General features: G+C 52.1%; 14 protein-coding genes. 10 read left to right on the top strand and 4 right to left on the bottom strand.

The features are described 5' to 3' along the window. Positions 1-91 precede the first annotated feature (91 nt). Positions 92-2,266 (top strand): hypothetical protein, encoded by a 2,175-nt coding sequence (locus CSR02_RS14010; protein ID WP_099542064.1) that lies wholly within the window; start codon positions 92-94, stop codon positions 2,264-2,266. A gap of 68 nt (positions 2,267-2,334) precedes the next feature. On the opposite strand, the gene CSR02_RS14005 is transcribed toward CSR02_RS14010, so the two are convergent. Continuing rightward, positions 2,335-4,158 carry a glycosyltransferase gene (locus CSR02_RS14005; RefSeq protein WP_099542063.1) on the bottom strand — a complete coding sequence of 608 codons (1,824 nt, stop codon included), beginning with the start codon at positions 4,156-4,158 and terminating at the stop codon, positions 2,335-2,337. A gap of 277 nt (positions 4,159-4,435) precedes the next feature. Between CSR02_RS14005 and CSR02_RS14000 the strand changes: the two genes are divergently transcribed. The 9 genes from CSR02_RS14000 (at position 4,436) to hflX (ending at position 15,703) form a co-directional block, all read left to right on the top strand. Beyond that, positions 4,436-5,410: a glycosyltransferase family 2 protein gene (locus CSR02_RS14000; RefSeq protein ID WP_099542062.1), complete on the top strand. Its 975-nt coding sequence runs from the start codon at positions 4,436-4,438 to the stop codon at positions 5,408-5,410. A gap of 61 nt (positions 5,411-5,471) precedes the next feature. After that, complete coding sequence (gene ispF, locus CSR02_RS13995) at positions 5,472-6,626, top strand: 2-C-methyl-D-erythritol 2,4-cyclodiphosphate synthase (protein WP_099542061.1); 1,155 nt, start codon at positions 5,472-5,474, stop codon at positions 6,624-6,626. An 86-nt stretch (positions 6,627-6,712) separates the two neighbouring features. Continuing rightward, entirely contained in the window at positions 6,713-7,783 is a 1,071-nt protein-coding gene (dusB, locus tag CSR02_RS13990; RefSeq protein WP_042787590.1) for a tRNA dihydrouridine synthase DusB, read from the top strand. Further along, the gene (locus CSR02_RS13985; protein WP_042787589.1) at positions 7,780-8,889 is read left to right on the top strand and encodes a two-component system sensor histidine kinase NtrB; all 1,110 of its coding nucleotides are present in this window, start codon (positions 7,780-7,782) and stop codon (positions 8,887-8,889) included. The genes dusB and CSR02_RS13985 overlap by 4 nt, the downstream gene beginning before the upstream one ends. A gap of 55 nt (positions 8,890-8,944) precedes the next feature. After that, positions 8,945-10,387, top strand: coding sequence for a nitrogen regulation protein NR(I) (gene ntrC, locus CSR02_RS13980; protein ID WP_099542060.1), 1,443 nt, complete (start codon positions 8,945-8,947; stop codon positions 10,385-10,387). 9 nt (positions 10,388-10,396) lie between these two features. Beyond that, a complete protein-coding gene (locus CSR02_RS13975; RefSeq protein ID WP_099542059.1) occupies positions 10,397-12,661 on the top strand; it encodes a sensor histidine kinase NtrY-like in 2,265 nt (754 codons plus the stop codon). Continuing rightward, positions 12,651-14,042: a nitrogen assimilation response regulator NtrX gene (gene ntrX, locus CSR02_RS13970; protein WP_042787586.1), complete on the top strand. Its 1,392-nt coding sequence runs from the start codon at positions 12,651-12,653 to the stop codon at positions 14,040-14,042. The genes CSR02_RS13975 and ntrX overlap by 11 nt, the downstream gene beginning before the upstream one ends. A gap of 76 nt (positions 14,043-14,118) precedes the next feature. Continuing rightward, a complete protein-coding gene (gene hfq / locus CSR02_RS13965; protein ID WP_003624011.1) occupies positions 14,119-14,403 on the top strand; it encodes an RNA chaperone Hfq in 285 nt (94 codons plus the stop codon). Next, positions 14,357-15,703, top strand: coding sequence for a GTPase HflX (hflX, locus tag CSR02_RS13960; RefSeq protein WP_042787585.1), 1,347 nt, complete (start codon positions 14,357-14,359; stop codon positions 15,701-15,703). The genes hfq and hflX overlap by 47 nt, the downstream gene beginning before the upstream one ends. A gap of 55 nt (positions 15,704-15,758) precedes the next feature. Here hflX and CSR02_RS13955 read toward each other — a convergent pair whose 3' ends face one another. From CSR02_RS13955 to CSR02_RS13945, 3 genes are all read right to left on the bottom strand, one after another. Next, entirely contained in the window at positions 15,759-16,391 is a 633-nt protein-coding gene (locus tag CSR02_RS13955; RefSeq protein WP_099542058.1) for an NUDIX hydrolase, read from the bottom strand. An 86-nt stretch (positions 16,392-16,477) separates the two neighbouring features. Beyond that, on the bottom strand, positions 16,478-19,093 hold the full coding sequence (gene clpB, locus CSR02_RS13950; protein ID WP_099542057.1) for an ATP-dependent chaperone ClpB: 2,616 nt from the start codon (positions 19,091-19,093) through the stop codon (positions 16,478-16,480). Positions 19,094-19,347: 254 nt separating this feature from the next. After that, positions 19,348-19,956 (bottom strand): superoxide dismutase, encoded by a 609-nt coding sequence (locus tag CSR02_RS13945; RefSeq protein WP_042787583.1) that lies wholly within the window; start codon positions 19,954-19,956, stop codon positions 19,348-19,350. Positions 19,957-20,104 lie beyond the last annotated feature (148 nt).

The following is a 20,104-nucleotide window of genomic DNA, read 5'->3' as shown; positions in this document are numbered from 1 at the left end:
TGTGTTTTCGTAAATTTTATTCAGTTTTTATTGATAATCCCTGCGCTTTCTGTTGAAAAAGGAGAAGGCATTCCATTTTTTTTGGGCTGATATGTTAAAAACTGATAGTTTCGTCAAAAATGGTTTCCTGGCCATTTTGTACGCTTTGCTGGTGTCATGTTTTGTGGTGGGGGTGTGTGAGGTTCGCTTCCCCTCATTTTTCACGATAGATGATTCCCAGAACGAATATCTGGGGTTTCTGCGCCAGTATGGGCAAGCATGGCTATCGGGTGAAATTCCTTTCATCACCAAAAATATTTTTATTGGTGATAACGCTATGGTTGAGTTGCAGCGTGGTATTTTTGCGCCGCAAAATATTCTGGCATCTTTGCTAACATGCCTTTCAACCAATCCACTCATTACTGGGTGGTTCTATGCTGTCTGCAATGTTTTTATCTGCTGTATTTCAGGGTACATTATTGGGCGGAGTTTAGAAATATCGCGCGATATTTCTTTGTTGCTTGGGTTTTCCATCGCAATCAATCCGGTATTTTTATACCAATATGCTGGCCCGTGGTGGAACGCAGCCAACGGGCATGCATGGTCTTTGCTGGCTATTGCAACATATTGTTTGCTGCGCCAGCGTATGACCATTGGGGCAGTGGTATCTAACTTTGCAGCAACGCTTATACTTCTGGCATCTGGCTGGCCACATGGGTTTATTGGTTATCTTGCTGTTGTAGCGGGTTTTAGCTGCGTAGATTTGGCATATAAAGATTCGTTTCAAGTTGTTTTCCGGCGTTGCGTGCCATTGTTTCTTGCCGGAATAGCCGCCATTCCTGTGTATTCGGAATATGTCTTTTTGCATCCCTTGCTGAACCGTGCAACAGGGTGGGAAAATGCAGATAACTTTATGGTCCCCAGTCTTTCCCAATTGTTGGTGACCTTTTCTCCAACATATTATGAATTCATGAATTATTTTGGTGGTTATAAATCTGTTTTCATACCTGTTGGGTTTTCCACACTTTTTGCATTGCCTGTTGCACTATTCTTTCGTTTTTCGTTGCGGGATCGGGTGCTTACGGCCTGTTTTGTTATTTTGGGCATCACAACAGCCTTGGCGCTTATGCCTTCACAAATGGGTATTTTGCGTTGGCCTTTACGGTTTGTGCCTTATGTTTCTGTGTTTGCAACAATTGCAACATTTTACGTTTTTTCCAAAAAAGACATTGTCGAAAGTTCTCTGCGTCAAAACATATTTTTGAGTATTGTGGCGCTGGTTTTTGTTATTTCAGCTTCTAAAAATGTGTTTGAACGGCCCAAGGTTGTGGGTCTGGAGTTTTTGGCAAGCTGTGCTCTTGTTGGTGTATGGTTTCTATATGCCAGAAAAAAGCAGGTTTCCTCAGCAGATATAGGTATTGTGGTGCCTGCTGTTGTTCCTGCATTTTCATTATTGTTGATGCTTGCCAGTATGCCCTCTTTAGGCAGGATTTATTTGCCAGTTAGTGTACTGCCATCTCATGTTACTGTGCCTGCAAATGTCAACTTTCAGGGCAATCTTCTTTCGTTTGTGCATTGGGGCAAAGAACATCCGCAGGAAGTGGCGGATCTGCAATCCAGCCTGTTTGGATATTACAATATTCGGACACTTAATGGATATTCTCCAAATGGGCAGATATATACAGATGCCATTTTAACGCATGAGACATCGCACACCATTTTTAAGCCGGATGATATTATTCCCAAACTGGCATCAGCAGTTATGCTGCCGGGCAATCCTTGCTTGTTTGATCTGTTTGCCGTCAGTAGCATTGTTGTTTCTTCAGAAACCTATAGTAAATATCATCATGATGTTCTAACCTGTGGCTATCGTAAGGTTGCTACGGCGCAATCAGGGCTATTGTATCTTTCCACACTTAAAACATATCCATCCAATCTGGCATATTCTACAAACACCGCTGTAACGGTAGAGCATGAAACCGCAAATACTATGGTATTTTCAGTGCCAGCGCATACAGCACCAGTGCAGATGGTTTTATCCCGTCAATGGTGGCCGGGGTATAGGGCGCATGGTCTAAACTGCAAAGTAAATGTAACAGGTTTTCAGGATGTTCTGGTGCAGGTTGATGTGCCTGCAGGATGTTCTGGCAAGCTTGTTGTTTCCTATTTTCCACATACATGGCCATTGGCTTTGGTGTGTGTGCCTGTGGGTGTGTTGGGGTTAATTGTTTTTGTATGGCGATTGAAGAGAGAACGTAGATTACATCTTATTCTGCAAAATATCTGATAATAAAAAAGCCCGGCATATTTTTGCCGGGCTTTTTTAATAATGGCTACAAATGAGTTTTTAAAACTTTAGTTTTGTTTTTCTGGTTCCAGTTCATTTTTGTAAACTTGGCGCCAGAACGCTTCTGTTGTCATATCGGGCAATGCCTGAACATAAGCCTGCTGTAAGGCTGGCATGGCACGCACAAATTGCGCACATACGGCCAAACCTTCTTTCCACAGTTCAAAAAAGAGCTTTCTGTTCTGGGTTGCCACATATCCGGTGCGTGTTGCTTCATGATAATAGAGCACATGCTTAAAGCGGAAAATATCGCGGAAGGCTGCGTTAAAGTCTTTAAACTGAAAGCGCACATCATCACGCATCAAAACAGTCGGCAGAAGTGTGCCATTTAAGGTGATAAGCCTGACAAGGCGGCGCAAACGTCCATCATGATGATGATGGTGCAGCACCTCTACGTCTTTCAGGTCATACGGTACCATTTTTTCACTGGGTGTCAGGGCGCCAATCTGGGCCCGTACACTGGCCATATCCATGTTGTGGATAAAAAATTCCGGTCCTTCCATAACGTGCTTCATGGCCATGATCAGGGCCTTGGCGCTGGCATAATTGTAGGAGAACAGAACGCCACGGAACCAGACCAGAAAAACATCCAGATAAGCTTTGGATTTTTCTTCCCCGTTCAGCATCATCAGCACCATGGTGGCACGCAGGCCCAGATAGCGTGTCATGGGACTTTCCTTGACACTGAAGTCTTCTGCCATGGAGCAGATGCCGTTCATGGTAACCAGCGGGAATGCGTTCTGGAGTGAGAACTCAGCATCATCCCCACGCACAAAGAAGGGGTAGGGGAAGTGACGCACAGCGGAAATGGGGAAAGCAAAGAACCACCAACCCCCATAGTTGGGGGCGGAATCATCCATTTCTGCAAGCAGAAGATGATGCACATCGCGCATGTCCAGCATATGCTTGCGGGCAATCCAGCGGCCTTTTACAAACCGCGCCCCGGCTTCATGCAGCTGCCATGGCACGGTTTCACGCAGTTGGCTGCCTACAATGGCTGCACGTTCTTCCGTGCAATAGCTGAGCAGCATATAGGCACGGCAGACGGCTTCAAAGTCACAACTGGCATCATCATCCATAAACAGGCAGTGGGTAAAGCCGTGGTCCTTGGCGTAAAGGAGACCACGGGTAAAACCACCCGCACCACCCAGATTACGGTTGGGAATAACCAGTGCGTTACCAGCCTCATCCGGCGTAACATTCTGTGAATTATCCACCACAATAACACGTACCCGGTCTTTCCATTGTGGTGCGTTGCTCAGGCCAGATTCAAGTTTTTGCAGGGCTGGAAGCAAGTGAGGTTTGCGATTGAAATGCGTAATGACAATAGCCATGCGCACATCGCGCACAGGCTGTTGCGTGGTAAAAACATTGCCACCGCGCAGATAGCCATCTTCCAGCGCTTCAACCCACATATAAAGCAGACCACGTTCCAGATCTGGCCAGAAAGGCAGATCCAGACAAACAGGGGAACCCTCTTTCAATTCCACGGTTTGTTCAAACAACCAGCGGTGCGGCAGGCCAAGCTGATGCAGGCCAAAGCGCACAATAAATTTGCCTTTGCCTTCCAATGTCAGGTTCAGGCTTTCAATAGCGCAAAGTTCACGCCACCGTTCAATGGTTATGGCATTAAAATATGTATCAAAGGCAGCACGCCCACCAGCATGAAAGGAAAGTGTTTCCGGCGCTGCACGAAAGAGTTCTACCTTTTCATTCAAGGCCCGAAAATATAGCTCTTCAGGAATAACAGACTGAAGAGCCGGAAAAATAATGTTCTGGAGCACCATAGGTACATCCTTTACATTTTCTTTTAATATTTCTTGTGCGGCCATAAGGTAATATTATCCCTGAAAGAACATATAAAGCGCCATAACAGGTTCTTTTAATTTCCCACAGGCCTGATGCAAGCCTGCACAGGCCAATAAGAAAGGGATTTGTCGCCGCTGTTGCGGATTTAACAACAACCCTCAACCAAAATGCGTGGCGGTTATATTTAAGCTTTTTGTGTTTCTGTATCTGTATAAGGTGACAATATGGAGCATGCTCCAAAACCTGATCCGTGGCTTGACTGAAACAGTCTTGTTCAGTGCTGAATGAGAGGGAAAAATTTTGCCATCTGGTTTTTCACCAGCACTTAGCGTGGTTGTGCCCTGTTATAATGAACAGGAGGTTTTGCCAATTTTCCATCAGCGGCTCTGCGGTGTCATGGATGGCATCGGAATGCCGTGGGAAGTGGTGTACGTAAATGATGGCTCGCGGGACCAAACTCTGGCAGGCATGTATGCCTTGGCGGAGCAGGGCGGGCGCGTAAGTATTGTGAATTTATCCCGTAATTTTGGCAAGGAAATTGCCCTGACAGCAGGGTTGGACCATGCGCGGGGCACGCGTGGTGTAATAGTGATTGATGCTGATTTGCAGGACCCGCCAGAAGTTATTGCCGATCTGGTAGCCGCATGGACAGATGATGTGGATACTGTTTACGCACGCCGTAACACGCGGGAAGGGGAGAGTGTGCCCAAACGGCTGACGGCATGGATGTTTTATCGTGTCATGAAGCGGCTGGGCAATAAGGTGGTTATTCCGCCAGATACGGGGGATTTCCGGTTGATGAGCCGCAGGCTGGTAGACAGTCTGTTGCTGCTACGTGAACGCCACAGATTTATGAAAGGGCTGTTTGCCTGGGTCGGTTTTCCATCCCGCGCTGTTCTGTATGATCGGGCCCCGCGTTCAGCCGGAAAGAGCAGTTTCAATTACTGGTCTTTGTGGAACTTTGCGCTGGAAGGCATTACCTCATTTTCCGTTCTGCCTCTTCAGCTTAGCACGTATCTGGGGCTGGGTATTTCCATACTCGCCGTATGTTATGGCCTCTGGATTGTGGGGTGCACCTTGTTATTCGGCAACCGTGTTGCGGGCTATCACAGCCTTATGGCTGTTATCCTGTTTCTGGGTGGCATCCAGCTTATGACGGTAGGGCTGATAGGGGAATATGTGGGCCGTATTTTTAATGAAACCAAAAAACGCCCACTTTATCTGGTGGAAGCCTATCGCCCCGCGCAGGAAAAAGATCATCTAGCTGTACCATAATGCCGTGCCCTGCCTATTTTGAGGCTTGACGGACAAGCCTGCCCGCCGCATTGCTTCGTGCATGCGAGTAGCCGCCATTCTTTTGGCTGCCGGTACGGGCAGTCGTTATGCCGCCACCACGGGTTGCGCCATCCCCAAGCAGTACGTGCTGCTGGCTGGGCAGCCCGTTATCCGTCATGCAGCGCAAGCTTTGTTGCCTCATGTCACCTGTATTCAGCCAGTTGGAGATCCTGCGTCCTTGAACGAGGCGCTGGAAGGCTTGAAGATTTTACCGCCGGTAGCTGGGGGAGAAACCCGGCAGGCCAGTGTGCGGGCTGGGCTGGAAGCGCTGGACAAGCTGCCAGAATCCGAAAAGCCGGATATTGTGCTGGTGCATGATGGTGCCCGCCCATATGTAACGGCGCAGGTTATCAGCAATGTGGTTTCCGGGCTGGAACAGCATCCGGGCGCCATTCCGGCCGTGCCAGTAGCAGATACCCTCAAGCGGGAAAAAGATGGTGTGATTGATGGCACCGTGCCGCGGGATCATCTTTATCGTGCCCAAACGCCACAGGGTTTTCGCTTTGGCCTGTTTTTAGATCTCCATCGTGGTGCCGCATCTATCAGTGCAACGGATGATGCCAAGCTGCTGGAAGATGCCGGTTTTAGCGTAGCCCTTGTGGCTGGTGATGAAGACAATATCAAGCTGACATATGAGGGTGATCTGGTGCGTCTGGAACGACTGATCGGCCCCACGCTACTGCCACGCGTAGGGCTGGGTTACGATGTGCATGCGTTTGAGGAAGGGCGTCCGCTCATCCTGTGCGGCATTACGGTGCCACATACCAAAGGGCTGGCCGGGCATTCCGATGCTGATGTGGGTATTCATGCACTGTGTGATGCCATTTACGGTGCACTGGCTGAAGGTGATATTGGCCGCCATTTTCCACCTAGCCAGAATGAATGGAAAAACGCAGATAGCGCCCGCTTTTTAGTGCATGCAGGCCAGCGTATCCGTGAACGCGGCGGCATGCTGGTGAACGCTGATCTTACCCTGATTTGCGAGCGCCCCAAAATTGGCCCACATGCAGAAGCCATGCGCAAACGTCTGGCAGAATTGCTGGAAGTGGATGTGGACCGGATTTCCGTTAAGGCCACCACTTCAGAGCGTCTGGGCTTTACCGGGCGTGAAGAAGGTATTGCCTGCACGGCTACGGTTTCGGTTCTGGTACCCTAAAAGCGGGTGCCATTACGGTTTCTTATGTTGCGTCAGGCGCAGGGTGGCTGTATTTCTGCCTAAATCATAGGCAAACGGAAATAACAGTGCATACGCAACCCACCCTGCGTCCCATTACTTTGGGCAGTATCGTTTTGGATACGCCCGTCATTCTTGCTCCCATGTCTGGCGTGACAGATCTGCCGTTCCGGCGTCTGGCGCGCAAATTGGGAGCGGGTCTTGTTGTTTCTGAAATGATTGCCTCATGGGCAATGGTGCGTGAAAATGACACCACCTTGCGTATGGCGGAGGTGGCGGATGCTGGCGGCCCGAATGCCGTGCAGCTTGCGGGGTGTGACCCGGATGCCATGGCAGAGGCTGCGCGTATCGCCGTAGGCCGTGGGGCAGACCTGATTGATATCAACTTTGGCTGCCCGGTTAAAAAAGTGGCTGTTGGCCAAATGGCCGGTTCTGCCCTTATGCGGGATGAAGGGGCCGCAGAGCGCTTGCTGGCGGCTGTGGTAAAGGCCGTGCCGGTGCCTGTTACCCTTAAAATGCGCATGGGGTGGGATCATGAACATCTGAACGCTCCTGTGCTGGCCCGTATTGCGCAGGATGTCGGTATCCGCATGATTACGGTGCATGGCCGCACGCGCCAGCAATTTTACAACGGCACAGCCAATTGGGCTTTTGTGAAAAATGTAAAGGATGCGGTGGATCTGCCCGTTATCGTGAATGGGGATATTCTTACCGTTGGAGATGCGCGTGAGGCCTTGGCCCAATCTGGTGCAGATGGGGTGATGATCGGGCGTGGCTGTTATGGCCGCCCGTGGTTTTTGGCGCAGGTGGCACACGCTTTACGAACAGGGCAGGAGATTCCAGACCCCGCATTGCCGGAAGAAAAAGCCATTGTGCTGGAACATTATAATATGATGCTGGAGCACTTTGGGCAGCGTCCGGGCCTGCGTCTGGCGCGTAAGCATGTCTCCTGGTATTCGGCGGGGCTGCATGGTTCGGCATCTTTCCGGGCGGCGTTTAACCGTGTGGAAACACCAGAAGAAGCCATTGCCATGATTACTGATTTTTATGATCAGCAGATTGCAGCTGGTGCTGTGCGGGAACCGCGCGTTTCCCGCCATGCCATGGCGCAGCAGCAAGATCAGGTTCAGGCGGCGTGAAGGCAAAAGCAACGCATGGGGTGGCCCAGCCCGATGCGGCGCTTGTTCTGGACAGTCTGCCCGTTCCTGTTCTGGAGATAGGGCCACAAAATACAATTCTTGCGGCTAATATGGCGGCGGAAGAGTTTTTTGGCATGTCCCGCCATCAGTTGCGGCAGGGTGGGCTGGCAGAAGTTGTTCCACAGGATCACCCGGTTTACCTGTTGCTTCAGCACGTGCGTCACCGTGGTGGGAGCGTTACGGAGCATGAGCTGCACTTCAGTTCTCCGCGTTTTCATCATGAAGGGGTCAGTGTTCAGGCAGCTGATGTGCCAGATTACCCGGACATTATTTTGCTGACATTTCATGAACCCTCCGCCGCACGCATGCTGGACCAGCAACTCGCCTACCGTTCTGCGGCGCGCAGTGTTTCAGGGCTGGCTGCCATGCTGGCGCATGAGGTGCGTAATCCCTTATCCGGTATCAAGGGTGCGGCACAGTTACTGGAACAGGCTGTAACGGATGCAGACCGTGATCTGGCTACCCTGATTTGTGATGAGGTTGACCGGATTGATGCGCTGGTTGACCGCATGGGCATGTTTGGTGAAGCCCAGTTGGATTTCCGCGCGCTCAATATTCATAGAATACTGGAGCATGTGCGCTTGCTTGCCAGCAATGGCTTTGCCAAAGGCATTAAGATTGTGGAGCGTTATGATCCTTCCTTGCCGCATGTGTGGGGAGATCGGGACAGGTTGGTGCAAGTGTTGCTCAACTTGGTAAAAAACGCAGCAGAGGCTATCCGCAATGCTGGTGAGGAAGGAGAAATTACCCTTCTTACAAGCTATCGCCCCGGTATTCGGGTGGCCGTGCCGGGCACAGCGCAATGGCGGCACCTGCCGCTGGTGGTTACTGTGCGTGATACGGGGCCGGGTATTTCAGAAACAGTGCGCCCACATCTGTTTGAACCCTTTGTTTCCACCAAAGTGAATGGTAGCGGGCTGGGGCTAGCCTTGGTGGGTAAGGTGATGGACGACCACGGAGGGGTGATTGAGGTGGAAAGCCGGCCCGGCTGTACGGAAATCAGTTTGTTCCTGCCCATTGTCGATAATGCGGGCAACGCGGGATAATTGGTTTTTTTGTTCAATATTTCTGTTTTTAGTTTTTGATCTGGTTTGAAACGTCATGACACCGCTGCCCACTATTCTTGTTGCTGATGATGATCGTTCTATTCGCACCGTGTTGGGGCAGGCATTGGGGCGGGCGGGCTATCAGGTGCAAACCACGCCTTCTGTCAACACGCTCTGGCAATGGGTGCAGGAAGGTGAGGGCGATCTGGTGATTACGGATGTGATCATGCCAGATGGCAGCGGGCTGGATCTGGTAACGCGTATTCGCCAATTTCGGCCCGATCTGCGCGTGATTGTCATGAGCGCACAATCAACCCTGACAACAGCCGTAAAAGCCACGCAGCGGGGTGCGTTTGAATATCTGGCCAAACCGTTTGATTTGAAGGAACTGCTGGCGGTTGTGGCAAGAGCGCTCACAACACCAGTGCAGGAAGCCGAAAAACCAGCAGCAGATCAACCGCCAGAAGAACGTTTGCCTTTAATTGGGCAATCTGTTGTGATGCAGGGGATCTACCGCAGCATTGCCCGCCTGACCACGTCTGATCTCACAGTCATGATTTCAGGGGAAAGTGGCACAGGTAAGGAACTGGTGGCCCATGCATTGCACGAATATGGTCGGCGCAGGAGCGGGCCCTTTGTGGCCGTCAATATGGCGGCCATTCCGCGTAAGCAGATTGAAAGCGAACTGTTTGGCTATGAACGCGGGGGCACGCAAGGCCGTATGCCAGGCAGGTTTGAGCAAGCCACAGGCGGCACGCTGTTTCTGGATGAAATAGGTGATATGCCGCAGGAGGCCCAAACCCGCCTGTTGCGTGTATTGCAGGAGGGTGAGTTTACAACGGTTGGTGGCACAACGCCCTTGCGGGCAGATGTGCGCATTATTGCAGCCACGCACAGAGACTTGCGGCAGGCCATTCAGGCCGGTACGTTCCGTGAGGATCTGTATTACCGCCTGAACGTGGTGCCGCTGCGCCTGCCGCCCCTGCGGGAAAGGCTGGAAGATATTCCGCTATTGGCACGGCATTTTCTCTCTCAGTGTCGGGATGAAGGCGGCACTTACAGAATCCTAGATGAAAGCGCCATCACAAGGCTTCAGACCTGGCGCTGGCCGGGCAATGTGCGTGAACTGGAAAATCTCATCCGTCGTATTGTGGCCCTGTATTCTCAGGAAACCATTACGGGTGACGTGATTGATGCGGAACTGGCCGAGCCTTTGGCGCATGATCCGATTCCCAATAGCGTTATGGCCTCAGAGCCTTTGTCTGAATCCGTTTCTCGCCATATTGCTCGTTATTTGGAAGCCGGCCGCGATGGTGTGCCGCTGCATGACCTGCACGCTCGTATTATTGCAGAAGTTGAACGTCCCCTGATCCAAATGACATTGGCTGAAACACGCGGCAACCAGATAAAGGCGGCCGCCATGTTGGGCCTGAACCGAAATACACTACGTAAAAAAATTCGAGATCTTGAGATTCCCGTTGTTCGTGGCGTAGTCTGACGCTCAGGCATGAAGCAGCTTCTGTTCTCCCTCAGGCACCTTCTTTCCCGCACGCGCCTGCATTGGCTTTTGCGTTCTCTTGAACGTAAAACCGTTGCCATTACGCTTGCGGCATTGGCTTTGTGTTTGGGGTTTGCCACATTTGTGGTGCTTTCAGGCGGAATGTCCTTTGGGCATTACTCCTTGATCGAGCCTCTATTGCTGTTTCTAAACGGTATGGTATTGGCCCTGCTGGTGGTAGCGCTGGCCATCCGTATCGGCCCCATGGTGCGTGAGCATCGGAAAGGGTTGGCAGGGGCGCGGCTGCATGTGCGGCTGGTTACGCTGTTTGGTATTGTGGCTGTTGCTCCCACACTGGTTGTGGGCGCGTTTGCCACGCTGTTTTTTCATTACGGAATTCAGATCTGGTTTTCAGATCGCGTCAACACGGCCCTGAACGAGGCTTTGCAGGCTTCTCGCGGGTATTTGGTGGAGCACAACGCCAATATCCGCACAGATGCGTTCTCAATGGCCAATTACATCATGAGCGCCCAGAATGAGTTGGCCGCCAGCGGGATGGATCTGTTTCAGGATCATGATGCTCTGGCGCAAATGCTGGACAGTCAGGCCACCATGCGTGGGCTGACAGAAGCCTTGGTGTATGACCCCATTACCAACAAAGTTGTGGCGGCTGGCGGGTTGATGAGCCGCACCGGGTATTTGCAGGAACTACCTCCTCCCGCAGCCACGGTTATGGCGCGCTCAAACGATGTGGCCATTCTGGATTCTCCAGATGAACGCACAGTGCGCGCAGTGGTGGAACTTTCCCAAACGCCAGCGCTTATGCTGGTGATTACCCGGCTGGTTGATCCGACCATTCTGGAACATATGCACCGGACGGAAAAGGTGGTGGCGGATTATAAGCGGCTCAGCAACAACCGCGCCAAGATCCAGCTGACATTTGTCATGATCTTTGCGTTGGTGGCGTTGCTGGTGCTTGCCGCCGCTGCGTTGATCGGGCTGGCGCTGGCAAACCAGATTGCCCGTCCGCTAGGCTTGCTGAGTGTGGCGGCGCGCCGGGTGAGTGAAGGGGATTTGGGTGTTCATGTGCCTGAAAATGACAGGGATGATGAAGTTGCCAGCCTTTCACGCGCCTTTAACCGCATGACAGAAGAACTGGCCAGTCAGCGTTCGGAACTGATGGCTGCATACGGGCAGATTAATGAACGGCGGCGGTTTACCGAGGCCGTGCTCTCTGGTGTTTCCGCCGGGGTGATCGGGCTGGATGTTAAACAGAATATCGAACTGCCAAACCGTGCGGCCTGCGTGTTGCTGCAAACAGATCTGATGGATGCCATAGGGGAACCTTTGGCCCAGCGTGTGCCGGAATTTGCTGAATTGTTGCAAGAAGCGCGCGCCACGCCGGATGCTGTGCTCACGCGGGAAATTCAGATAGGCCAGCCAGCCAGCCAGCGCACATTACTGGTGCGCTTGGGGGCGGAACTGCGTGGCACCATAACCGAAGGGTATGTGATGACATTTGATGACATTACAGCTCTGCAACAAGCCCAGCGCAAAGCGGCATGGGCAGATGTGGCGCGGCGCATTGCGCATGAAATCAAGAATCCACTTACTCCCATTCAGCTTGCGGCTGAACGGTTAAAACGGCGTTTTCTTAAAGAAATTACCTCTGACCCTGATACATTTTCGCAATGTGCAGATACAATTGTGCGGCAGGTGGGTGATATTGGGCGTATGGTGGATGAGTTTTCGGCCTTTGCACGTATGCCGCAGCCTGTCATGAAGGATGAGGATATTTCGCGTATTGTGCGTGAGGTGCTGGTTCTGCAAAGAAATGCACACCCCGAAATTGCCTATCATCTGGATATACCAGACAAAGGCCCCAAGGCGCGGTGTGATAGAAGATTGATAAGTCAGGCACTTATCAATCTTTTGCAGAATGCGGCAGATGCCATTGCCATGACCGCCAGACAAGGCGAAGCTACGGATCAAAAGCCTGCCATAAAAGGCGAAGTATCGGTGCGGATTAAAGAAGGGGCAGAAGATATCGCCATAGAAGTGGCAGATAACGGAGTTGGACTTCCATCGGATGACAGAAATCGTCTGACGGAACCTTATGTGACGCACAAAGCCAAGGGAACTGGTTTAGGTTTGGCTATTGTGAAAAAGATCATGGAAGATCATGGTGGAACAGTGCGTCTGGAAGACAAAGCGGGAGAAAGAGGAACTGTGGCTACTCTGATTTTGTCGGTGAAAGACAACCATGGCGCATGAAATCCTGATTGTTGATGATGAACCCGATATCAGAATGCTGATTGAAGGCATTCTGAGTGATGAAGGTTATGAAACGCGCGTAGCAGCTAGTGCGGAAACAGCATTGGCTGCTTTTAGGGCACGCAGGCCATCACTGGTTATTCTGGATGTCTGGCTACAGGGGTCGGATATGGATGGTCTGGCCATCCTTCAGGCCATGAAAGCCGAGGAACCTTCGGTTCCGGTTGTCATGATTTCTGGTCACGGCACAATCGAAACCGCCGTGGCAGCGCTTCAGCATGGTGCTTACGATTTTATAGAAAAGCCATTTCAGGCAGACCGCCTGCTGGTTATTGTGCGGCGTGCGTTGGAAGCCTCGCGTCTGGCGCGTGAGAATGAAGAACTGCGCATAAAGGCCGGGCAGGATACGGAACTGTTTGGCAACAGTGCCCAGATAGCGGCTGTAAGAAACCAGATAGAAAAAGTGGCGCCCACCGGTTCTCGCGTACTTATCAGCGGTGGGCCGGGTTCAGGCAAGGAAGTAGCTGCCCGTATGATCCACGCCCGCTCCAAGCGGGAAGATGGCCCCTTTGTTGCACTTAACTGCGCCACACTCGCCCCCGGCCGGTTTGAGGAAGAACTGTTTGGCCTTGAAGGTGGCACTGAAGGTGTGGGCCGCCGTACTGGTGTTTTGGAACGTGCACATGGTGGCACACTTCTGCTTGATGAAGTGGCGGACATGCCGCTGGAAACACAGGGCAAAATTGTAAGGGCCTTGCAGGACCAAACATTTGAACGTTTGGGTGGAGATGCCCGCGTAAAAGTGGATGTGCGCGTGCTGGCCACAACTAACCGTGATCTGCAGGCCGAAATTATGGCCGGGCGTTTTAGGGAAGATCTATATTATCGGCTGGCGGTTGTGCCCCTGCGTATGCCCGCGCTGCGTGAAAGGCGGGATGATATTCCCGGTCTTGCAGAAATGTTTTTGCGCCGGGCTGCGGAAATGGCGGGCTTGCCAACGCGTGAACTTTCCCCAGATGCTGTGGCGGCCCTTCAGGCCTATGACTGGCCCGGGAATGTGCGAGAACTCCGTAACTTGATGGAACGCGTGCTGATTATGCAGCCCGGCAGCAGTCAGGAGCCTATTCGCGCAGATATGTTGCCCTCCACAGTGGGGGAAAGTGCGCCAGCGCTTCTGAAATTTGATGCCTCAACAGATGTTATGGCGCTTCCCCTGCGTGAGGCCAGAGATCTGTTTGAAACCCAGTATCTGCAAGCCCAGCTTTTGCGTTTTGGTGGAAATATTAGCCGCACGGCGCTGTTTGTTGGCATGGAGCGTAGTGCTTTGCATCGCAAACTTAAACAGCTTGGTGTAACATCAGAGGAACGGGGCGCGGGCTGACATGTTTCAAGGTTGCAGGCTTTAGGCTGGCAGTCCGGCTAAATATAATAATGAGAACGGAATAGGGCCTCACACGGTGGAAAAAGAGAGTGCATATAACGTGCAGGATGCGTTTCTGAACCAGATCCGGCGTTCACGCGCGGCTGTTACTGTGTTTTTGGTTAACGGCGTTAAATTGCAGGGGTTTATTACATGGTTTGATGATGAGGTTGTTCTTTTGCGGCGTGATGAACAAACCCAGCTTATTTATAAGCATGCCATCAGCACGGTAATGCCCAGCATTCCTGTCAATATTTCCGATTCCAACACTGCCGATGCGCAGGCAGACAGGGACCTTTCTCTTGGCGACGAGTTTCTCTGAAAAGAAAAAGAAAGTAGCAACCCGCGCGGCAGTTATTCTGCCGTGGGAGCGTTCCGCCCACGGGCAGGATGTCCGGGCCGCAGAAGCACGGCTGGAAGAAGCGGTGGGGCTTACAGCCTCTATTGGGCTGGTGATTGTGCGCAAGGATATATTGCTTTTGCGCAGCAGGCGGTCTGCCACCCTGTTAGGCAAAGGGCAGGTGGATTCCCTGCGTATTGCTGTTAAGGCGGATCAGGTTGATGTGGTGGTGGTGGATGCAAAGCTCAGCCCCGCCCAGCAGCGTAATCTGGAAACAGAATGCGGTTGTAAGGTTATAGATCGTACCGGCCTTATTCTGGATATTTTTGGTGCCCGTGCCGCCACAAAGGAAGGCACCTTGCAGGTTGAACTTGCGCATCTTGAATATCAGCGTTCCCGCCTTGTGCGGTTGTGGACCCATCTTGAACGCCAGCGTGGAGGCTTTGGTTTTCTTGGTGGCCCCGGTGAAACCCAGATTGAAGCTGACCGGCGTATGATCGGTGATCGTATCGTGCGGCTTAAAAAGGATCTGGAACAGGTCAGGCGTACACGTGGTTTGCACCGGCAGGCACGTAAGCGTGTGCCTTTTCCGGTGGTTGCCTTGGTGGGGTACACCAACGCGGGCAAATCCACACTGTTCAACGCGTTAACAGGTGCTACCGTGTATGCGCAGGACCAGCTTTTTGCCACACTTGACCCCACCATGCGCGCGATTGATCTGCCCTCTGGGCGGCGGGTTATCCTGTCGGATACGGTAGGATTTATCAGTGATCTGCCAACTGAGCTGATTGCAGCTTTCCGCGCTACATTGGAAGAAGTGGCAGAAGCAGACATTATCCTGCATGTGCGTGATGTAGCGCACCCGGATAGTGCCGCCCAGAAAAAAGATGTGCTGGGCGTGCTGGAAGGCATGGCAAAGGATGACATGCTGGAGCAGGATTGGCCGGAACGTGTTATTGAAGTGCTGAACAAGGTTGATTTGCTGGGTGGCCCGCAAGCCCTTCCGCAAACAGAAGATACCATTGCCATTTCCGCCATTACAGGGGATGGGCTGGAAACACTTTTGGCCCGTATTGATGCCCGTATAACGCAAGGCATGGAGGTGGTGCGTTATTGTTTGCCTTTGGCAGATGGTGCAGCCTCGGCATGGCTTTACCAGCATGGTGAAGTTGTGCAGCGGGAAGACAAGGAGGAGCAGACAGACATGACTGTCCGTCTTTCAGCTGAAGACCGCGCCCGGTTTGAGCGTCAGTTTTCTCATATTCAGCCCTTGATTGCGTAAGAGGCGTGTCTGACATCAGGGTTTTATGGTGCGTATCCTGATGTCAGACAACAGTTCAGTCAAAATCCGTGGGTAATTCCGGGTTTGCATGATGCGCAAAAAGCCGGGTGATTTCATGCGGCGTAATACGTCCGGTTGAAATGTCCTGCGGAATATCATTCTGTGCAAAAAAGCTAACTTCGCTTGTTTCAATGCTGGTGGTGGCTGTGCCGCCCGTTATTTCACCCAGAAAAAACAGCTTGGTAATGGAAAAAGGTTCTGGCGGCTGATGCCCTTGGCGGGTGCGATCCAGTACCATGGCCAGTTTGGTAATGTACACTGTATAGCCGGTTTCTTCCCACACTTCCTTTGCTGCACATTCCGATGCCGTCAGGTTCACGTCTGTCCAGCCACCTGGCACGGTCCAGCGATTGCTGTCCAGCACTTCACGCACCATTAACATACGGTTATGGCTATCAAACACACCAACGCGCACTTCCAGCTTTGGGGTGGCATAACCTGATTGCTGGCTAAACAGATCTTCTATTTTCTGAACATTTCCATTGCTGCCTTTGGCCATCATTTGCGCGGCCAGATTGCGGAGCATTTCATAACGTTCCTTGTCGAACGGATCCTGCGCATAGGTAAGCCCAGTTTGGGCAATGGCCTGAATTTCTCTGGCCCATACCAGCCACACAGGTTCAGACATGCTGCATTCCTTTAACAATGGGTTGAAAAAAAACGGGAAGGCACAGGGCCTTCCCGTTTTGTGTAACACATTCTGCCAAGCAGAAATTACATGGCGGCTTCCGTTTGTGCTGCGGTTTTACCGTTAATCAGCAGGCCATCACCATTGGCGGAGATATTCACTGTCTCTCCATCAAGGATATTGCCTTCCAGCAATTGTTCGGCCAGCGGGTTCTGTAATGTGCGCTGAATAACCCTTTTGAGCGGGCGCGCACCATAAATTGGGTCATACCCTTCGTTCGCCAGCCATGCTTCTGCAAGTTTATCCAGGTGCAGGGTGATCTTACGATCTTCCAGCAGCTTCTGCAGGCGGGCAATCTGGATATCCACAATCTTGGCCATATCTGCTTTCTGCAACCGCGAGAACAGGATGATCTCATCCAGACGGTTCAGGAATTCAGGGCGGAAGTGCTCACGCACAACCTTCATTACTTGTGCCTGCACCATGTCGGGCGATTCGCCATCTGGCAGGTTGGCCAGATATTCAGAGCCAAGGTTACTGGTGAGAATGATAAGGGTGTTGCGGAAGTCCACCGTGCGGCCTTGACCATCCGTCAGGCGGCCATCATCCAGCACTTGAAGCAGAATGTTGAACACATCTTCATGCGCTTTTTCCACCTCATCAAACAGGATGACCTGATAGGGGCGACGGCGCACGGCTTCTGTCAGCACACCACCTTCTTCATACCCCACATAACCCGGAGGGGCACCAATCAGGCGAGCCACTGCGTGCTTTTCCATGAACTCACTCATGTCGATACGCAGCAGGGCTTTGTCATCATCAAACAGGAAGCGAGCCAGAGCCTTAGTCAGCTCGGTTTTACCAACACCCGTCGGGCCGAGGAACAGGAAGGAACCAATAGGGCGGTTCGGGTCCTGCAAGCCTGCACGGGCACGGCGTACCGCATTGGAAACAGCTTTAAGAGCCTGTTCCTGACCAACCACGGATTTACGCAGTTCGTCTTCCATCCGCAGCAGCTTGGCGCGTTCACCTTCCAGCATCCGGTCAACCGGCACACCCGTCCAGCGCGACACAACAGAAGCAACACTCTGATCTGTCACAGCTTCGGAAACCAGATCATCCTTTTTAGCGGTTTCTTCTTCTGTTTTCTGGGCTTCTGCAATCTGGGCCTGCAGGTTGGGGATAACGCCATACATCAGTTCAGATGCACGGCCCAGATCTCCCTTACGCTGTGCTACTTCCACATCAGAACGGGCCTGATCAAGCTGTTCCTGAAGTTTCTGAATGGAGTTCACGCGGTTCTTTTCCGCATGCCATGCTGCGCTCAGCGTGTTGGATTTTTCTTCCAGATCAGCCAGTTCAGCTTCTACCGCTTCCAGACGATCCTTGCTGGCAGTATCGTCTTCTTTCTTCAGGGCTTCGCGCTCGATCTTCAGCTGAATGATACGGCGGTCCAGCTCGTCCAGTTCTTCAGGCTTGCTGTCAATCTGCATACGCAGACGGCTTGCGGCCTCATCAATCAGGTCAATCGCTTTATCAGGCAGGAAGCGATCCGTGATGTAGCGGTTGGAAAGCGTTGCCGCTGCCACTAATGCACCATCGGTAATACGCACGCCGTGATGGAGTTCGTATTTTTCCTTAATACCGCGCAGAATAGAGATTGTATCTGCAACAGAAGGCTCGCCTACAAAGACCGGCTGGAAGCGGCGGGCAAGGGCTGCGTCTTTTTCAATATACTTGCGGTATTCATCCAGCGTGGTGGCGCCAATGCAGTGCAGCGTGCCACGGGCCAGTTCCGGCTTGATGAGGTTGGAGGCATCCATCGCACCATCGGTACGGCCTGCGCCAACCAATGTGTGCATTTCATCAATAAACAGGATGATCTGGCCTTCGGCGGATTCAATTTCTTTCAGAACAGCTTTCAGGCGTTCTTCAAATTCACCGCGATATTTGGCGCCAGCAACCAGTGCCCCCATATCTAGGGAAAGCAGCTTTTTGTTTTTCAGCGCTTCGGGCACATCGCCATTCACAATACGTTGGGCCAAACCTTCTACAATAGCGGTTTTACCCACGCCGGGTTCACCAATCAGAACCGGGTTGTTTTTGCTGCGGCGGGCCAAAACCTGAATGGCACGGCGAATTTCTTCATCACGTCCGATAACGGGGTCCAGCTTGCCCTGCAGGGCAACTTCCGTCACATCACGGGCATACTTTTTAAGCGCATCAAAATTGGCTTCAGCGTTTTCGCTGGTCACTGTGCGTCCTTTACGAATGGTCGTAATAGCTTTTTCAAGTGCATCAACCGAGGCACCGTTTTCTTTTAAAGCGCGGCCTGCTGGCGTGTCAGATGCAGCAATGGCCACAAGCAGCCGGTCCTGCGCAACAAAACTGTCTCCAGCTTTCTGGGCAGTTTGTTCTGCATTATCCAGAATACGCACCAGTTCCGGTGTTGCTGCTGGTTGGCCTGCGCCGCTGCCTTGAACTTTTGGCAGTTTTGCCAAAGCCTGCTCGGTTGCGGCCTTTACGGCTTCCGGGTTACCCCCGGCGCTGCGAATAAGTGAGGAAGCAGCACCTTCGTTATCATCCAACATGGCCTTGAGCAGATGCTCTGGCGTAAGCTGCTGGTTAAAATCGCGTAAAGCTATTGTTTGCGCAGCCTGCAAAAAGCCGCGTGAACGATCTGTAAATTTTGCAATATCCATTATAATCCCTCTTGTCCCTTTTACATCAGGCGACTGAAGGCCCTGCTGGCATCCCATGCAGGCAATGTCAGCGTGGTCTCATCCTTCATAAATTGAGATTGGAATGTTGAGAGAGACAATCAAGGGGGCGTGATGCGTTTTCGTGCATGGGTGGTAGATGGCCCCCGCAGAACATCTTGAAAGAGCAGGGTTTCCAATAAAAAAGGCAGCACCCGCTAAGGTACTGCCTTTATGTTTTTCCTATAAGGAAAAACTTATGCCGCGTTCAGCTGGGCTTCAGCGAATTCATAATTCGCCAGCTTGTCCAGGAAGTTGGTGACGTAGTCCGGACGACGGTTGCGGAAGTCCAGATAGTAGGAATGTTCCCACACGTCCACGGTCAGCAGAGCCTTGCCCTGGCCTTCGGCCAGTGGGTTGGTGCCGTTGGGGGTTTTGGTGATGGCCAGCTTGCCATCCTTACCCAGAACCAGCCATGCCCAGCCAGAACCGAACTGAGAAACAGCAGCTTTGCGGAATTCTTCCTTAAAGGTGTCAATGCTGCCGAAATCGCTGGCAATTTTTGCAGCCAGCTTTTCTGGCATTACACCGCCGGTGGGGGAGAGGCAGTTCCAGAAGAAGGAATGGTTCCAATGCTGGCCAGCATTGTTGAACAGGCCCGTAAGGTCTGCTTTGCCGTGGGCAGCCAGAATGATTTCTTCCAAAGACTTGCCCTGAAATTCGGGCTTGTCTTCCAGCAGCTTGTTCAGGGTGTTGACGTAGGCCAGATGATGCTTGCCATGATGGTATTCAAGCGTTTCCGGGCACATGCCACGCGGGGCGAGTGCGGTGGGAGCAAAGGGGAGGGCAGGCAGTTCAAAAGCCATTTTGATACTCCGTATTCTAAAGGCGGGGCGTGTGAGGGAACACACCTGAGTTCCAGAGCTATGGGCGCGGGGCAGATGCGTCAAGGGATAGGCGCATGACATGTGCCCTGCGCGGGCATACTCACGGAAACTTGCCTTGCCAGTGGGG

The sequence above is a fragment of the Acetobacter pomorum genome (genome assembly GCF_002738225.1).
Taxonomy (GTDB): domain Bacteria; phylum Pseudomonadota; class Alphaproteobacteria; order Acetobacterales; family Acetobacteraceae; genus Acetobacter; species Acetobacter pomorum.
Note: the sequence above shows the minus strand (reverse complement) of the source record. Positions and strands in the feature narration are given on the sequence as shown.

Bases quoted from the DNA above. Each gene is read 5' to 3' on its own strand.
- CSR02_RS14010 (WP_099542064.1), top strand. From the start codon at position 92: ATGTTAAAAACTGATAGTTTCGTCAAAAATGGTTTCCTGGCCATTTTG.
- CSR02_RS14005 (WP_099542063.1), bottom strand. From the start codon at position 4,158: ATGGCCGCACAAGAAATATTAAAAGAAAATGTAAAGGATGTACCTATG.
- ispF (WP_099542061.1), top strand. From the start codon at position 5,472: ATGCGAGTAGCCGCCATTCTTTTGGCTGCCGGTACGGGCAGTCGTTAT.
- ntrC (WP_099542060.1), top strand. From the start codon at position 8,945: ATGACACCGCTGCCCACTATTCTTGTTGCTGATGATGATCGTTCTATT.
- CSR02_RS13975 (WP_099542059.1), top strand. From the start codon at position 10,397: ATGAAGCAGCTTCTGTTCTCCCTCAGGCACCTTCTTTCCCGCACGCGC.
- ntrX (WP_042787586.1), top strand. From the start codon at position 12,651: ATGGCGCATGAAATCCTGATTGTTGATGATGAACCCGATATCAGAATG.
- hflX (WP_042787585.1), top strand. From the start codon at position 14,357: ATGCGCAGGCAGACAGGGACCTTTCTCTTGGCGACGAGTTTCTCTGAA.
- CSR02_RS13955 (WP_099542058.1), bottom strand. From the start codon at position 16,391: ATGTCTGAACCTGTGTGGCTGGTATGGGCCAGAGAAATTCAGGCCATT.
- clpB (WP_099542057.1), bottom strand. From the start codon at position 19,093: ATGGATATTGCAAAATTTACAGATCGTTCACGCGGCTTTTTGCAGGCT.
- CSR02_RS13945 (WP_042787583.1), bottom strand. From the start codon at position 19,956: ATGGCTTTTGAACTGCCTGCCCTCCCCTTTGCTCCCACCGCACTCGCC.